12 protein-coding genes and 2 pseudogenes are annotated in these 15192 nt (G+C 56.0%); 6 read left to right on the forward strand and 8 right to left on the reverse strand.

Features of this window, described 5'->3' with window-relative positions; translation table 11 throughout:
• Positions 1-39 precede the first annotated feature (39 nt).
• Positions 40-141 (forward strand): annotated as a pseudogene (locus tag FKM52_RS22190) (hypothetical protein); the annotation flags it as partial.
• Here the strand turns inward: FKM52_RS22190 and FKM52_RS06470 are convergent.
• A pseudogene (locus FKM52_RS06470) lies at positions 97-1806 on the reverse strand (potassium/proton antiporter); the annotation flags it as partial. The pseudogenes FKM52_RS22190 and FKM52_RS06470 sit on opposite strands and share 45 nt — an antisense overlap.
• A gap of 246 nt (positions 1807-2052) precedes the next feature.
• Here FKM52_RS06470 and FKM52_RS06475 point away from each other — a divergent pair.
• Entirely contained in the window at positions 2053-2763 is a 711-nt protein-coding gene (locus FKM52_RS06475; RefSeq protein WP_141175381.1) for a phage antirepressor KilAC domain-containing protein, read from the forward strand.
• A gap of 163 nt (positions 2764-2926) precedes the next feature.
• On the opposite strand, the gene FKM52_RS06480 is transcribed toward FKM52_RS06475, so the two are convergent.
• Together FKM52_RS06480 and yeaG are read right to left on the reverse strand one after the other, a co-directional pair.
• On the reverse strand, positions 2927-4204 hold the full coding sequence (locus FKM52_RS06480; protein ID WP_141175382.1) for a YeaH/YhbH family protein: 1278 nt from the start codon (positions 4202-4204) through the stop codon (positions 2927-2929).
• Between the two features lie 92 nt (positions 4205-4296).
• The gene (yeaG, locus tag FKM52_RS06485) at positions 4297-6231 is read right to left on the reverse strand and encodes a protein kinase YeaG (RefSeq protein WP_141175383.1); all 1935 of its coding nucleotides are present in this window, start codon (positions 6229-6231) and stop codon (positions 4297-4299) included.
• A 425-nt stretch (positions 6232-6656) separates the two neighbouring features.
• Between yeaG and FKM52_RS06490 the strand changes: the two genes are divergently transcribed.
• Together FKM52_RS06490 and FKM52_RS06495 are read left to right on the forward strand one after the other, a co-directional pair.
• Positions 6657-7406 carry a MipA/OmpV family protein gene (locus FKM52_RS06490; protein ID WP_141175384.1) on the forward strand — a complete coding sequence of 250 codons (750 nt, stop codon included), beginning with the start codon at positions 6657-6659 and terminating at the stop codon, positions 7404-7406.
• Positions 7407-7482: 76 nt separating this feature from the next.
• Positions 7483-8334, forward strand: coding sequence for an aldo/keto reductase (locus FKM52_RS06495; RefSeq protein WP_141175385.1), 852 nt, complete (start codon positions 7483-7485; stop codon positions 8332-8334).
• A 34-nt stretch (positions 8335-8368) separates the two neighbouring features.
• On the opposite strand, the gene FKM52_RS06500 is transcribed toward FKM52_RS06495, so the two are convergent.
• Positions 8369-9247: a D-hexose-6-phosphate mutarotase gene (locus tag FKM52_RS06500; RefSeq protein WP_141175386.1), complete on the reverse strand. Its 879-nt coding sequence runs from the start codon at positions 9245-9247 to the stop codon at positions 8369-8371.
• Positions 9248-9327: 80 nt separating this feature from the next.
• Positions 9328-10326 carry a glyceraldehyde-3-phosphate dehydrogenase gene (gapA, locus tag FKM52_RS06505; RefSeq protein ID WP_141175387.1) on the reverse strand — a complete coding sequence of 333 codons (999 nt, stop codon included), beginning with the start codon at positions 10324-10326 and terminating at the stop codon, positions 9328-9330.
• A gap of 342 nt (positions 10327-10668) precedes the next feature.
• Between gapA and msrB the strand changes: the two genes are divergently transcribed.
• Entirely contained in the window at positions 10669-11079 is a 411-nt protein-coding gene (gene msrB / locus FKM52_RS06510) for a peptide-methionine (R)-S-oxide reductase MsrB (RefSeq protein WP_141175388.1), read from the forward strand.
• A gap of 3 nt (positions 11080-11082) precedes the next feature.
• Positions 11083-11364: a YeaC family protein gene (locus tag FKM52_RS06515; RefSeq protein ID WP_141175389.1), complete on the forward strand. Its 282-nt coding sequence runs from the start codon at positions 11083-11085 to the stop codon at positions 11362-11364.
• 183 nt (positions 11365-11547) lie between these two features.
• On the opposite strand, the gene pncA is transcribed toward FKM52_RS06515, so the two are convergent.
• The 3 genes from pncA to sppA form a co-directional block, all read right to left on the reverse strand.
• A complete protein-coding gene (pncA, locus tag FKM52_RS06520; RefSeq protein WP_141175390.1) occupies positions 11548-12159 on the reverse strand; it encodes a bifunctional nicotinamidase/pyrazinamidase in 612 nt (203 codons plus the stop codon).
• A gap of 15 nt (positions 12160-12174) precedes the next feature.
• Entirely contained in the window at positions 12175-13191 is a 1017-nt protein-coding gene (gene ansA, locus FKM52_RS06525; protein WP_141175391.1) for an asparaginase, read from the reverse strand.
• A 99-nt stretch (positions 13192-13290) separates the two neighbouring features.
• Positions 13291-15147: a signal peptide peptidase SppA gene (gene sppA, locus FKM52_RS06530; RefSeq protein WP_141175392.1), complete on the reverse strand. Its 1857-nt coding sequence runs from the start codon at positions 15145-15147 to the stop codon at positions 13291-13293.
• Positions 15148-15192: the final 45 nt, after the last annotated feature.

Here is a 15192-nt window from a genome sequence, read left to right on the forward strand (position 1 = left end):
TATTCCCTCCAGGAAAGACGTGAGCTTTAAGCGTAGTCGCTGCAGCCGGAAAATCGAGCGCCAAAGCGGGCAACCAGACTATTCTTTCTCTTCCGGCACGCGCACGCCGATTTTAACCACCTGATTATCTTCTTTCTCGGCAATCGTCCAGATGAGGTGGTTCCACTCAACCTGGTCGCCGACTACCGGCGCGCCGCCCAGCATGCCCAGAATGAGCTGGCCCAGCGACTGCTGATCGTTCGTCTCTTCATCCAGATCGAGCCCGTAAATTTGCGCCACATCGCGCAGCCGCGCATCGGCTTCCAGAATAAAGTCGCCGAAGAAGCGCTGATCGAGCGCCACCGGCGGCGACTGGCTGAACAGCTTGCCGAGCGCGGGCAGATCGCGCTCGCGTCCGATAACGCACAGCACGTCGCCTTCGCGCAGGCGGGTATTGCCGGTAGGATGCATCAATACGTTATTACGAAACAGCGCCGCGATGCGCGTTTCGCGCGGCATATGCAGATCGCGCAGCGCCGCGCCGACGCACCACTTATCGGCGCTGAGCTGGTAGACAAACTGTTCCCAGGGATTTTCGGGATGAATATCAAGCCCGGCGCGGCTGATCGGCGAGGCGGTAGGCGGCACGATCACTTTCGCCTTCCGCGCCGCAAAGCCCAGCGAAGTGCCCTGCAGCATCAGCGATACCAGCACCACGAAAAAGGCGATATTAAAGAACAGCGAGGCGTTCTCCAGGCCCGCCATCATCGGGAATACTGCCAGAATAATCGGTACCGCGCCGCGCAGACCTACCCAACTGATAAAAACGCGCTCGCGCAGGGTAAAACTGCGGAAAGGCAGCAGGCCGATCAGCACCGAAATCGGGCGGGCAAACAGAATCAGCCAGAGCGACAGCAGCATCGCCGGCACGGCGATATGCCAGAGATCGGACGGCGTCACCAGCAGGCCCAGCACCAGGAACATGCCGATCTGGCTCAGCCAGGCCATGCCGTCAAAGGTTTGTAAAATACCGTGCCGGTTGCGAATCGGGCGGTTGCCCAACAGGAAGCCGCAGAGGTAGACGGCGAGGATGCCGCTGCCTTCCAGCACCGTCGTCAGCGCAAACACCAGAATGCCGCCGCTGACGGCCAGCAGGGGATAGAGGCCGTTCGCCAGTGAAATACGATTGATAAGCTGCTGGATCGCCCAGCCGCCGCCCAGCCCCAGCACAATACCGAGACCGAACTGCTGAATAAGGTGTACGACAAACATCCAGCTCAGGCCGGTTTCGCCCCGCTGGATCATCTCAATCAGAGTGATGGTAAGGAACACCGCCATTGGATCGTTGCTGCCGGATTCAATTTCCAGCGTTGAGCCGACGCGCTCGTTAAGCCCTTTATCGCCCAGCAGGGAGAAGACGGCGGCGGCGTCGGTTGAGCCGATAATGGCGCCGATGAGAAAACCCTGCATCAGATCGAGGCGAAACAACCAGGCGGCGGCCAGCCCGGTTAAGCCAGCGGTAATCAACACCCCGACCGTCGCCAGCGACAGCGCCGGGCCGAGCGCGACGCGCAGCGAGCTGGCGCGGGTACGCATGCCGCCGTCCAGTAGGATCACCGCCAGCGCAAGGTTAGAAACCAGATAGGCGAGCGGGTAATTATCAAAAGCGATGCCGCCGATACCGTCTACGCCGGTCAACATGCCGAGCGCAAGGAAGATCACCAGAATAGGGATGCCAAGACGTGATGAAAACGAGCTAAGCAGAATGCTTGATGCCACCAGTACGGAACCAATAATGAAAAGACTGTATATCGTGCTGGCGTTCAAAGCGGCTTCTCCTCATAAACCAGGCCGGTCAAGACGATGCGGGACGTGGCGTTACTATAACCGTTTTAAAAACATAATGCTTTATCAATAGCTTGTCATAGCTGCTGCGGAAAGCGTTTTATACTTTGCGTGCCGGCCCGAATAACTGAACTGATTAAAAAAAATACTGGATATCCAGCCAGTAATCAGTATACTATTTGTACTCCCGCATGGGGCTGTTGCTGTTTGCAAGTCAAGGGTGAAGCTATGATGATTTCAACTGAGAGCCTGAATGCTCTTCATCAATCCGTCACGATGAGTAGCCGCGAAATCGCAGAGATGACCGGTAACACGCATGGCGAGGTGAAACGTCTGATAAAGAGCCTGGAAACCGCGCAGCGGCTGTCGCAGCCGCTTATCGCCTGGGATTACGAAGCTGAAGGAACGGTGCGCCAGGAATACCGCCTTAACAAGCGTGACTCGGTGCTGGCCGTAGCGCGCCTGTCGCCGGCGTTTACCGCCGAAGCGCTGGATCGCTGGCAGGAGCGTGAAAAGGTGGCGCACCTGCCCGATTTCACCAATCCGGCCGAAGCGGCGCGCGCCTGGGCTGAGCAGTTTGAGCAGCGCCAGAAGGCGGAGCAGCAGCTGGCGCTATTCGCCCCGAAGGCTGAGTTCTTCGATCGCTATGTTACGCTGGAAGAGGAGTCGCTCGGCTTTCGCCAGCTGTGCAAAATGCTGAAGGTTAAAGAACCTGATTTTCGCCAGTTCCTGCTGGAGCGCAACATTATGTACCGGCTGAACGGGACGCTGACGCCTCATCAGCAGCACCTTAGCGCCGGGCGTTTTACCTTACGCTCCGGCGTCGGTGAAAATCAGCATGCCTTTTCCCAGGCGCGCTTTACGGCGAAAGGGGTGAAATGGGTGGCCAGCCTGTGGGCGGGACATCTTGCTTCGCAACCGAAAGGCGCGGCAGCCTGAGGACGTGACATGATAAAAGCAACGTGCTGCGCGGTGGTAAGAAGCCGGTCATAACGACCGGCTTTTGGCTTTTGGCTATCGGCTGCGGGATAATAGCGGCTGGAGCCGGGCGGCGTCGGAGTCGCGTAGTCTCCGGCGCCGGCCCGCAACTGCAACAGCGTTCTCAATTCTCCGCCGTCTGTTTATGAAACAGTTCGCGGAATACCGGATAAATATCTTCCGGTTCGCGAATATGCTGAATGGCGAAGTTATCAAATGACGCCTGCAAATGTTCATATTCACGCCACAGCGTTTGATGCGCGCGCCGGGTGATCTCGATATAGCTGTAGTAACGCACCACCGGCAGGATATTTTTCGCCAGAATTTCGTGGCACAGCGGCGAATCGTCAGCCCAGTTATCGCCATCCGACGCCTGCGCGGCGTAAATATTCCACTGCGTCGGATCGTAGCGCGCCTTCACTACTTCATCCATAAGCTTAAGCGCGCTGGAAACGATGGTGCCGCCAGTCTCCTGCGAGTAGAAGAATTCCTGCTCGTCCACCTCTTTGGCCTGCGTATGATGGCGGATGTAGACCACTTCAACGTTTTTATAGGTTCGGCTCAGAAACAGATAGAGCAGGATATAAAAGCGCTTGGCCATATCTTTGGTGGGCTGATCCATCGAACCGGAAACATCCATCAGGCAAAACATTACCGCCTGGCTGGAAGGCTCCGGGCGTTTCTCAAAGTTTTTATAGCGCAGATCGAAAGTATCGATAAAGGGGACGCGCTCAATCCGCGCCCGCAGCTCGGCAATCTCTTTTTTCAGCCGCTCCTCTTCCAGCAGCTGGATCGGCTCCGCTTTCTCTACCTGCAGCAGCGCCTCTTCCAGCTCGTGCAGCATACGACGTTTACCCGCCGTCATCGCGGTACGTCGCGCCAGCGAATTTTGCAGCGAGCGCACTACGCTGATATTGGCCGGCACGCCGTTAGAGGTGAAGCCCGCGCGATGGGTTTTATACTCGTTCATCTGCCGCTGCTGCGTTTTACGCAGGTGCGGCAGCGCCAGATCCTCAAACAGCAGATCGAGATACTCATCTTTTGAAATCTGGAACACAAACTCATCCTGACCTTCGCCATCCTGGCTGGCGTTGCCCTGACCGCCGCCACCGCCGCCACCGCCGCCCTGAGGACGTTCAATGCGATCGTTCTGCACAAAGTGATCGTTGCCAGGATGGACGCGATGGCGGGTGCCGCCGCGGCCCTGATGAAAAATGGGTTCGTTAATGTCATCTACCGGAATGGAAACGGATTCGCCACTTTCAACGTCGGTCACCGAGCGTTTATTAATGGCCTCGGAGATCGACTGTTTGATTTGCGACTTATAACGGCGTAAAAAGCGCTGGCGGTTTACCGCGCTCTTGTTTTTGCCGTTAAGTCGCCGATCGATAAAATAGGCCATAGCTCCCCCAAACAACGTGGTAAGCAAGGTCGGACGCAGCGCCCGACCTGTTTTATGCTGTCATTACGCGTTTATTGCTTACACGCCTTCACTCAGGATGATTTGCGTACGCGCAGATACCATTCGCACAGCAGGCGAACCTGCTTGCGGGTATAGCCTTTTTCCATCATGCGGTCGACAAAATCATCATGTTTCTTCTGCTCGTCGGTAGAGGTTTTCGCATTAAACGAGATAACCGGCAGCAGCTCTTCGGTATTGGAGAACATTTTCTTCTCAATCACCGTGCGCAGCTTCTCATAGCTGGTCCAGTTCGGATTGCGTCCATTATTCTGCGCGCGGGCGCGCAATACGAAGTTGACGATTTCATTACGGAAATCCTTCGGATTGCTGATACCGGCAGGTTTTTCAATCTTCTCCAGCTCGGCATTCAACGCCTCGCGATCGAACAGCTGCCCGGTATCGGGATCGCGGTACTCCTGATCCTGAATCCAGAAATCGGCGTAGGTGACATAGCGATCGAAGATGTTCTGACCATATTCGGAATAGGATTCCAGATAGGCGGTCTGAATCTCTTTGCCGATAAACTCCGCGTACTTCGGAATTAAGTAGCCTTTCAGGAACTCCAGATATTTCTCCGCCAGCTCCTGCGGGAACTGTTCACGCTCAATCTGCTGCTCCAGCACGTAGAACAGATGCACCGGGTTAGCCGCCACTTCGGTATGATCGAAGTTAAATACGCGCGACAGGATCTTAAAGGCGAAGCGGGTGGAGAGCCCATTCATGCCTTCGTCAACGCCCGCGTAATCGCGATATTCCTGGTATGATTTCGCTTTCGGATCGGTATCCTTCAGGCTTTCGCCGTCATAAACGCGCATCTTGGAATAGATGCTGGAATTTTCCGGCTCTTTCAGACGAGAAAGGATCGAGAAGCGCGCCAGCGTCTCCAGCGTGCCAGGGGCGCAGGGCGCATGGGTTAGTTCACTGTGGTTAAGCAATTTCTCATAGATTTTAATCTCTTCTGAGACGCGCAGGCAGTAGGGCACCTTGACGATATAAACGCGATCGAGAAACGCTTCGTTGTTCTTGTTATTACGGAACTGCACCCACTCAGATTCGTTAGAGTGCGCCAGAATAATACCGTTGAAAGGCAGCGCGGAGATGCCTTCGGTGCCGTTATAGTTCCCTTCCTGCGTTGCGGTCAGCAGGGGATGCAGCACTTTAATCGGCGCCTTGAACATCTCCACGAATTCCATAATGCCCTGGTTGGCGCGGCACAGCGCGCCGGAATAGCCGTAGGCGTCGGGATCGTTCTGGGCATGATTTTCCAGCTTGCGGATATCCACTTTGCCCACCAGCGCGGAGATATCCTGGTTGTTTTCATCGCCCGGTTCGGTTTTGGCAATTGCCAGCTGTTCGAGGATGGAAGGCCAGACCTTCACTACTTTAAAGCGGGTGATGTCGCCGCCGAACTCATGCAGCCGCTTGGCCGCCCAGGGCGACATAATCGTGCCGAGATAGCGGCGCGGCACGCCATACTCTTTCTCCAGAATATTGGCGTCTTCCTGCGGATTAAACAGGCACAGCGGGTGATCGTTAACCGGGCTGCGTTCGCCATCAGCGCTGAGAACGTAAATAGGCACGCGCTGCATCAGCGATTTCAGCCGTTCGGCCAGCGAGGATTTCCCGCCGCCTACCGGGCCTAACAGATAGAGGATCTGTTTCTTCTCCTCCAGCCCCTGAGCCGCATGTTTCAGGTAGGAAACGATTTGCTCAATGGCTTCCTCCATCCCATAAAACTCTTCAAAGGCCGGATAGCGTGCGATAACGCGGTTTGAGAACAGTCGGGAAAGGCGCGGCTCCTGGGCAGTGTCCACCATTACCGGCTCACCAATAGCCATTAATAGTCTCTCTGCCGCGTTGGCGTATGCACTGCGATCCTGCTTACAGGTGGTCAGGAACTCCTGCAGTGTGAACTCTTCGTCCTTGGCAGCTTCATAGCGCTGACGATAGTGATCGAATATATTCATAGCGATGCCCGTCCTTTCGTTTTTAGCACAGGTAAAGGAAGCGTTATAAAAGGTGTATCAGCTTCCGGAAGATATTCTCTTAGGAGTACAGCAACCCTTATGCCAACCTGACGTATTTTTATCGGGGTACACAGATTTGATGGTTACTCTGCTCGAACGAATCACATAGGTTACTTTTAACTGTAGATGGCATTTCGGGAAATTTCTTTCATGCCATTTAATTTCAACAGGAAAGGGAGCCCAGGAATAAGCAAGGCCCTTGCGCGGCGCGGGTTGTGACGAATTTGTAAATAAAAGCGCTTTTTTCTGCCGTCACCGCTGGGATAGCCTTGCAACAGGAAGAGAGAAAGTATAAGGATTTAAAACCGTCGCGTATTCGCGTTAAACTAACTGCCTCAATGTTATATTTACGGAAGAAATATATTGTGAACCATTTCAAAATTAGCGCGCTGGCGCTGCTATTGCCAATATGTGGTTTTGCTTATGCGGATGAAGCGCGTCCGCTTACCCTCGGCGCATCGGTAATCTATGCGCAAAGCCCTTACAAAGGCGGCCAGGATCGCTACCTGCCGTTGCCGGTCATCAACTATGAGGGCGATCGCTTCTGGTTGCGCACTCTGCAGGGCGGCTACTATCTGTGGAAAGATCAGCAGGACCAGCTTTCTTTTACCCTGGCCGGCTCGGCGCAGCGCTACGATCCCAGCGATAACGATCTCGGCGCAATGAAAGGCCTCGATAAGCGTCGCATGACGCTGATGGGCGGCGTGGAGTATCGCCATATCGCCGACTGGGGGATAGTACGCACCAATTTGCTGGGCGACGTACTGGATAAGAGCGACGGGATTGTCTGGGATTTAACCTACCTTTACCGCTTTGATTTCGGTGATTTCAGCGTGACGCCGGGTATTGGCGCCACCTGGAGCAGCGCTAACCAGAACCGCTATTACTATGGCGTTGCCAGCCATGAAAGCGCACGTACCGGTATTGCGCGCTACCGTCCTGACGATAGCTGGAGCCCCTATGTTGAACTGAGCGCAAACTATCGCCTTGACGATCGCTGGAACGCGGGCATCTATGCGCGTTATACCCGTCTGGCCGATGAAATTAAAGATAGCCCGATGGTGGATAACAACTCTCAGCTAACGGCCTGGACCGGTATTAGCTACAGCTTCTGATCGGCTGCGTTAAAACGGAGCGCCTGACGCTCCGCTGCACCTGCATGGTGCTTGCCTGATGTGCAATGGAGGGAACATGAGCAGAACCGTAAAATTTACTGACGAGCTGAGCCTGCCGGCTATCGGCCAGGGAACCTGGTATATGGGCGAGGATGCAAGCCAGCGCCGTCAGGAGATCGCTGCCCTGCAGGCCGGCCTTGACTGCGGTCTGACGCTGATCGACACGGCGGAAATGTACGCGGAGGGCGAAGCGGAGCGCGTGGTTGGCGAGGCGCTGCGGGGAAGGCGCGATCGGGCCTGCCTGGTATCAAAGTTTTATCCGTGGAATGCGGGCGCCGTGGATGCGACAGAGGCCTGCGAACGCAGCCTGCAGCGGCTGCAAACTGACTATCTCGATATTTATTTGCTGCACTGGCGCGGCAACGTTCCGCTGGAAGAGACGATCAGGGCAATGGAAACGCTGCAGCAGCAGGGTAAGATTCGCCGCTGGGGCGTGTCAAATTTCGATATCGATGATATGCGCGAACTGTGGCAGGAACCGGGCGGCAGCAGCTGCGTGACCAATCAGGTACTCTACCACCTGGCCTCGCGCGGCATTGAGTTCGATCTGCTGCCGGCCTGTCGTGAGCAATATCTGCCGGTTATGGCCTACTGCCCGCTGGCGCAGGCGGGGCGGCTGCGGCACGATCTGCTGACCAATCCGCTGCTGCATGATATCGCCAGCCAGCTCGATATCAGCGTAGCGCAGCTGCTGTTGGCCTGGGTTATACGCCAGCCGGGCGTGATGGCGATTCCCAAAGCCAGCAGCGTGGCGCATGTACAGGAAAACAGTGCGGCGCTGGCGGTCAGCCTGAGCGAAGAGCATCTGGCAGAAATTGATGCTGTCTTTCCGCCGCCGCAGAGCCGACAGCCGCTGGATATGGTATAAAAAATGGCAGGGCCGGGCGTGCGCCCGGCTTTTTTTAGCGTTTATGCCGTAAGCGAAAGGTAGCGGCAAGTCGGGCTGGTTGCTCAACGGCGCTTTTCATCGGCGCGTTAATGCGCGCGGTTTCCACGCATACCATGGTCTTATAGCCTTCATTCGCCATATCTTCCATGCTGCATGAAAGTTCCACGCCGGGGTTCCAGGTTACCACATCGCTGTGATGGTGATGGTAAACCTCGATAACGCGCTGCCCCTGTTCATCGTGAATCAGGCTGCAATCGTCCGGCTGGGTGTAGATGCGATCGACGCGCTGCGTATAGCGCTGTTTGCCCTCAGCGGACAGGCCCGTTTCGCCATCCTGGACTTTATCAATATACGCTTTGCCCAGGCCGCTGACTTCCACTCCGGCGATATCGGCGACGCAGAAATAGCTGTGCAGCGCGCAGGTAGCCTGGTAATCACCGTGCGCCTCCAGTTCGATTTCACAGCGTTCGCCCAGGCGGAAACGGGCAAACAGCGTAAAATCATGCGGCCACAGCGCTTTCGTTTGTTCATTGCTTTCCAGTTCCAGCGTCAGCAGCACATTCTCTTCGTTCTCATCATGCGCGGAAAGCGTCCACGGCTGCACGCGAGCGAAACCATGCCCCGGCTTGCCCGCCGGACCGAACCACGGCCAGCAGATCGGCACGCCGCCGCGAATCGCTTTGCCGTTGCTGAATGCTGTTTTCTCGCTCAGCCAGATAACCGGCTTCTCCCCGTTGGGCTGCCATGCGATAAGCTGGGCGCCCTGCAGGGTGACGGCGGCGCGCACCTTAGGATGGTTAACCACCAGCACCGGCAGTTCGCCGATCTGTCGCAGGCTCAGGTAGGGAGAGATCTGCTCAACCACGGGGAGAGAAAACAGTTTTTCGGTCATGATGATAGTACCTTGCTGGAATTCAGACGATAAAAAAGGGCGACCGTAGTCGCCCTCAAGGTTTAGTCTGTCACTGCTGCTTATTTAGAAGCAACCAGCGCGACCAGATCCAGAACTTTGTGAGAGTAGCCGGTTTCGTTATCATACCAGGAAACCAGTTTCACGAAGTTGTCGTTCAGAGCGATACCTGCGCTGGCGTCGAATACGGAAGTCAGGGTTTCGCCGTTGAAATCGGTAGAAACTACTGCATCTTCGGTATAGCCCAGCACGCCTTTCATGTCGCCTTCTGAAGCAGCTTTAACAGCTTCACAGATTTCAGCGTAAGAAGCTGGTTTAGCCAGGCGAACGGTCAGGTCAACTACGGATACGTTCGGAGTAGGAACGCGGAACGCCATACCGGTCAGTTTGCCGTTCAGTTCCGGCAGTACTTTACCTACGGCTTTAGCTGCGCCGGTAGAAGACGGGATGATGTTCTGGGATGCGCCGCGGCCGCCGCGCCAGTCTTTGTGAGACGGGCCGTCAACGGTTTTCTGAGTAGCGGTAGTGGCGTGAACGGTGGTCATCAGGCCTTCAACGATACCGAATTTGTCGTTGATAACTTTAGCCAGCGGAGCCAGGCAGTTAGTGGTGCAGGATGCGTTAGAAACGATGTCCTGGCCGGCATATTTGTCAAAGTTGGCGCCGCGAACAAACATCGGCGTGCTGTCTTTGGACGGACCGGTCATTACCACTTTTTTCGCGCCAGCGGTGATGTGTTTACGCGCGGTTTCGTCAGTCAGGAAGATACCGGTTGCTTCTGCTACCACGTCAACACCGACTTCGTCCCATTTCAGGTTAGCCGGGTCTTTTTCAGAGGTAACACGGATTTTTTTGCCGTTTACGATCAGCGCGCCGTCTTTTACTTCAACGGTGCCATCGAAGCGGCCGTGCGTTGAGTCATACTTCAGCATGTACGCCATGTATTCCGCGTCCAGCAGGTCGTTGATAGCAACGATTTCGATGTCTGAACGCTGCTGTGCAGCACGGAAAACGATGCGACCGATACGACCAAAACCGTTAATACCTACTTTGATAGTCATATATTCCACCAGCTATTTGTTAGTGAATAAAAGGTTGCCTGTAAAATTACAAAATCCTTACCAGGCGTCAAGCGGAATCGTGTCAATTATTGCGACAGGTCAATCCCTTTTCAGAGAATTCCGCCAGTCGAAACCGCTTTCTCAACTATTTTCCCGTAAGGATCTTGCGGCTTCATGACGGAATATAAAGCGCTGACCTGGCTGAAAGGTGATCTGTATCACAAATCGGTAGTCAGGCCGTCTCTGAAGCTTGCCAGGCACAAAATATTAACCTGTTCTTGTTAACTGCTTGTTAGAATACTAGCTGATTTTTCGAGAATAACACTGGCAGAGACGATGAAAATGGCTAAAGAATTGAACGATCGTACGCCTGATAACCAGCTCAGCGAAATGCAGCGCTATGTCACCCAGCAGCGCGGCACGGAGCCGCCGTTCAGCGGCGCGCTGTTGCATAACAAAGCGGACGGCGTTTACCACTGCCTGGTTTGCAACGCCCCGCTGTTTTTATCGCAAACCAAGTATGATTCCGGCTGCGGCTGGCCCAGCTTCTATCAGCCTTACAGCGAAGAGGCGATCCGCTATCTGGAAGATAATTCGCACGGTATGCAGCGCATTGAGATCCGCTGCGGCAGCTGTGATGCGCATCTTGGCCATGTTTTTCCCGATGGTCCGCAGCCGACCGGCGAACGTTACTGCGTGAACTCCGCATCGTTGAGCTTTAGCGATCGGAACGGCAACCAGACGCGAGGCTAACCAATGAAATCAGAACTGGAAGCGATCCTTGCCGGTATGACGCCGGAACTGTATCAGCGGCTGGCAACGGCGGTTGAAACCGGTAAATGGCCCGACGGCGTGGCGCTCACTGAGGAGCAAAAAGAGCACTGCATGCAGCTGGTTATGCTGTGGCAGTCGCGCCATAACCAGCAGCCGCAGCATATGAGCATCGGGCAGGGCGGCGAGCTGGTGACGCGCTCAAAGCGTGAACTGAAAGAAGAGTTCGGCATCAGCGACGACGTCACGCGCATCACGCTCCGGTAAGCTGCTCAGCCAGGCGCCAGCCTGCCCGCGAACAGGCCGCCGGCTGAAAAAGTGCGGCTTCGGTTTAAACGCGGGCGCTGACCTGCCTGCGGGCGGGAAGCGATGGCTGGTGCGGTGTGAACGGCGACCAGGCTTTATCTGGCCCGCCCGCGGGCGGGAATTGACGAAGCGGGCGGGGAGTTGTTATCGGCGAATAAGCGCGCCGCTGGCCGCCATCTCCTCCAGCGCCTGCGCGCTGTCCTGCGGCTGCAGGTTGACGCCGCGGCAGCCTGCGGCGACTACTTCCACCTGATAACCCAGCCGCAGCGCATCCAGTACGCTGAATTTAACGCAGTAGTCCGTTGCCAGCCCCATCATCAGCAGCCGCTTAATGCCGTGCTGCCGTAGCCAGGCGTCCAGCCCGGTTTGCCGTCGACGACCGTTATCGAAAAATGCGCTGTAGCTGTCGATATCGCGCTGCTCGCCCTTATGGAAGACCATATCAATATATTCCTGCTGCAGCGCCGGGTGAAACTCAGCGCCCCAGCTCTGCTGGATGGCATGATCGGGCCACCAGATCTGCGGCAGGCCGTTCAGCTGGCCGAGCGTATTAACCGTTTGGCCAGCAACCGACGCGAAGCTGCCATGATCGGCGGGATGCCAGTCCTGAGTGGCGATAACCGGCTCGCCGCGTTGATGGAACTCTGCCGCCAGCTGGTTGGCCACGGCGATGGTGGCGTCGCCGTCAGCAACCGCCAGCGCGCCGCCCGGACAAAAATCGTTCTGTAAGTCAATTAAAATTAACGCTTGCGTCATCAGGCCTGCTCCTTATTATTCATCGGGCGTCAGTTCGCCACGCAGGTTAACCTGCATCAGGCGTCGAACCTCTTCACCGCTTAGCGGCTGGCTAAGCAGATAGTGTAGCTTGGTCAGCGTTGCTTCAACCGTCATATCGAAACCGCTGATAACGCCGGCGTGCGCCAGCGCATTACCGGTTGCATAGCCGCCCATATTAACTTTACCCGACATGCACTGCGTCAGATTTACCACCACGATGCCACGCGCCGATGCCGCTTGCAGTTCGGCAAGAAACTCTGCGTTTTGCGGGGCATTGCCTACGCCGTAACAGCGTAAAATCAGCGCTTTTACCGGCTGGCGCAGAAAGTTGCGCACCACCTCGGCGGAAATACCCGGATAGATGGTCACCACGCCAATAGGCTGCGGCGTAATCGGATGCACCAGCAGCTCGCCCGCGCCATGCGGGGCGGCAGGCGTATTCAGGCGGCGAATATGGATACCCGCCTCCAGCAGCGGCGCCAGGTTAGGCGATGCGAAAGCGTTAAAGCCATCGGCATGCGCTTTGGTGGTGCGGTTGCCACGATAAAGCGTGTTATTGAAAAATAAGGCGACCTCGTTGACCGGATAGTTGGCCGCCACGAACAGCGCGTTCAGCAGATTTTGCTGGCCGTCAGAGCGCAGTTCGGCCAGCGGAATCTGTGACCCTGTCACAATAACCGGCTTCGCCAGGTTTTCCAGCATGAACGAGAGCGCTGAGGCGGTAAAAGCCATGGTATCGGTGCCGTGCAAAATCACAAAGCCGTCATACAGCGCGTAGTTGCGCTGAATATCTTCAGCAATAACCTGCCAGTCCTGTGGCGTCATATCCGAGGAGTCAATCAGCGGCTGGTACTCATGAATGGTAAAATCGGGCATTTCCGGACGATGAAATTCCGGCATCGCCGCCAGCTGCTGTTGCAGATGTCCGGACACCGGAATATAGCCCTGCTCGGAGCGCTGCATACCGATGGTTCCGCCGGTATAGGCAACGTAAATGGATTTTTTTGGCATGAAAAGCGACTCAGCTCTGCGGAAAAGTCGCAGTATACGGTAAAGCAGGGGGAAGAGCAGCCCGACCAGCGTTGCGCCAGCCGGGCTGAAGCGGAAGGGTTAGCGCACCTCGCCGCAGGTCAGGCAGATGGCGTAACGGTTCTGCGGATCGTTAAAGCGATCGAACAGGCCCGGCTGCTGTCTCAGGGCGCCGATCGCCTCGCCCAGCGGCGCCGGAAGCCAGGCCTGCAGCGCATTCGGCAGCGTGGCGCGGGATGAGGCTTCCATCTGGCCCAACAGCATATCAATAAAGGCAGGTTCGCTGGTGAGCCAGTTCAGGCGTATCGTTTTCAGCTTCGCCAGCTCGCCCGCTTTGGCGATGGCGTCGTCAAAATCGCCCAGCGCATCAACCAGCCCGTTGGCTTTCGCATCCTTGCCGGTCCAGACGTGGCCCTGAGCGATGCTATCGATCTGCTGCGGCGTTTTCTTCCGCGCCTTCGCCACCAGATCGATAAAGTTGTGATAGCCGTTTTCAATGCTGAGCTGCATCATCTGCTGCACTTCCGGCGGCAGCGCTTTGGTCATGGCGATATCGGCCAGCGGCGAGGTGGCGACGCCGTCAGTATGTACGCCGATCGCATCCAGCGAGTTTTCCACCGTGTTGATCACGCCGAAAATGCCGATAGAGCCGGTAAGGGTAGAAGGGCTGGCAACGATATAGTTTGCCGGGGTAGAGATCCAGTAGCCGCCGGAAGCCGCCATACCGCCCATCGATACTACAACCGGCTTGCCGGCCGCCCGCGCCGCCGCCAGCTCCTGGCGTACCACTTCTGACGCGGTCACGCTGCCGCCGGGGCTGTTAACGCGCAGCACGATCGCTTTGATATTCTGATCGAGCCGTGCCTGACGAATCTGCGCCGCGGTGGTATCGCCGCCCACCGCTCCCGGCGTTTCTTCGCCATCCATAATCGCGCCCGTGGCCATAATCACGGCGATATTGCCGTTGCGCGCGCCCTTATCCTGTAGCTGATAGTCATAAATACTGATGGCGTTGTAATCCTGACCCCGCTGGTTCCAGCCGAACTGTTTTGCGAGCAGCTGCTCCGCTTCAGAGCGGGTAGCCAGCTGATCGACCAGCTTATGCTCTTTAGCGTAGCGCGCCGTATCGCCGCCCGTTTGCTGCAGAGCCTGTAACAGCCCCTGCGCGCCGGGAAAAAGCTGCTGCGGCGTAATTTTACGGTTAGCGGCAACCGTGTTCAGGTAGTTTTGCCACAGCTCGCCGACCCAGCGGCTGTCCGCCTCGCGCGCGGCGGGCGACATATCATTACGCAGGAAAGGCTCTACCGCCGATTTATAGGTGCCGACTCTGAACACATGCGAGTTAACCTTCAGCTTATCCAGCAGCCCTTTATAATAGAGGGTATTGGTGGCGAAACCGTGCAGATCGACCGTACCCTGTGGAGAGAGGTAAATCTTGTCGGCATAGCTGGCAAGATAATATTGCGTCTGGCTATAGTTGTCGCCGCTGGCATAAATCGGCTTGCCGCTCTGGCGGAATTCATTCAGCGCCTTACCAATATATTGCAGCGAAGGCTGATCGGCCCCGGCAAAATTACGCAAATCGAGGACGATACCGGTAATTTTATCGTCGTTTTTCGCCTGCCTGATGGCGGCAACGATGTCAAACAGCGAATTTTCCTTCAGGCGATCGCCGCCTGAGCCCAGCAGCTGGCGTCCTATCTTACTCAATTTGTTACTGACTGAAGGTTTATCGACCACCACGCCGGAAAGATCGATTTTCAGCGCGCCGCGCGCTACGTCCGCCTGGTTAGCTGGATTTTTAACCTGTTGCCAGATGCCGAAGCAAATCAACAGAAAAAAGATGAAAAATAAATTAAGGATGCATTCACGAACAAAGTTCAGCACCCGCCACGTCCATTTAAATAAGCCTGCTATGATTCGCCACACCGTGCGCATGTTTTCTCCATAATCATCAGACAGCGGGCAGAAAAACTGCTTTTC

This window comes from Mixta tenebrionis (assembly GCF_006517625.1).
Lineage (GTDB): Bacteria > Pseudomonadota > Gammaproteobacteria > Enterobacterales > Enterobacteriaceae > Mixta > Mixta tenebrionis.

Excerpts from the sequence above, each read along its gene's own strand:
- FKM52_RS06475 (WP_141175381.1), top strand. The coding sequence starts at position 2,053 with ATGATGATTTCAACTGAGAGCCTGAATGCTCTTCATCAATCCGTCACG.
- FKM52_RS06480 (WP_141175382.1), bottom strand. The coding sequence starts at position 4,204 with ATGGCCTATTTTATCGATCGGCGACTTAACGGCAAAAACAAGAGCGCG.
- yeaG (WP_141175383.1), bottom strand. The coding sequence starts at position 6,231 with ATGAATATATTCGATCACTATCGTCAGCGCTATGAAGCTGCCAAGGAC.
- FKM52_RS06495 (WP_141175385.1), top strand. The coding sequence starts at position 7,483 with ATGAGCAGAACCGTAAAATTTACTGACGAGCTGAGCCTGCCGGCTATC.
- FKM52_RS06500 (WP_141175386.1), bottom strand. The coding sequence starts at position 9,247 with ATGACCGAAAAACTGTTTTCTCTCCCCGTGGTTGAGCAGATCTCTCCC.
- gapA (WP_141175387.1), bottom strand. The coding sequence starts at position 10,326 with ATGACTATCAAAGTAGGTATTAACGGTTTTGGTCGTATCGGTCGCATC.
- msrB (WP_141175388.1), top strand. The coding sequence starts at position 10,669 with ATGGCTAAAGAATTGAACGATCGTACGCCTGATAACCAGCTCAGCGAA.
- FKM52_RS06515 (WP_141175389.1), top strand. The coding sequence starts at position 11,083 with ATGAAATCAGAACTGGAAGCGATCCTTGCCGGTATGACGCCGGAACTG.
- pncA (WP_141175390.1), bottom strand. The coding sequence starts at position 12,159 with ATGACGCAAGCGTTAATTTTAATTGACTTACAGAACGATTTTTGTCCG.
- ansA (WP_141175391.1), bottom strand. The coding sequence starts at position 13,191 with ATGCCAAAAAAATCCATTTACGTTGCCTATACCGGCGGAACCATCGGT.
- sppA (WP_141175392.1), bottom strand. The coding sequence starts at position 15,147 with ATGCGCACGGTGTGGCGAATCATAGCAGGCTTATTTAAATGGACGTGG.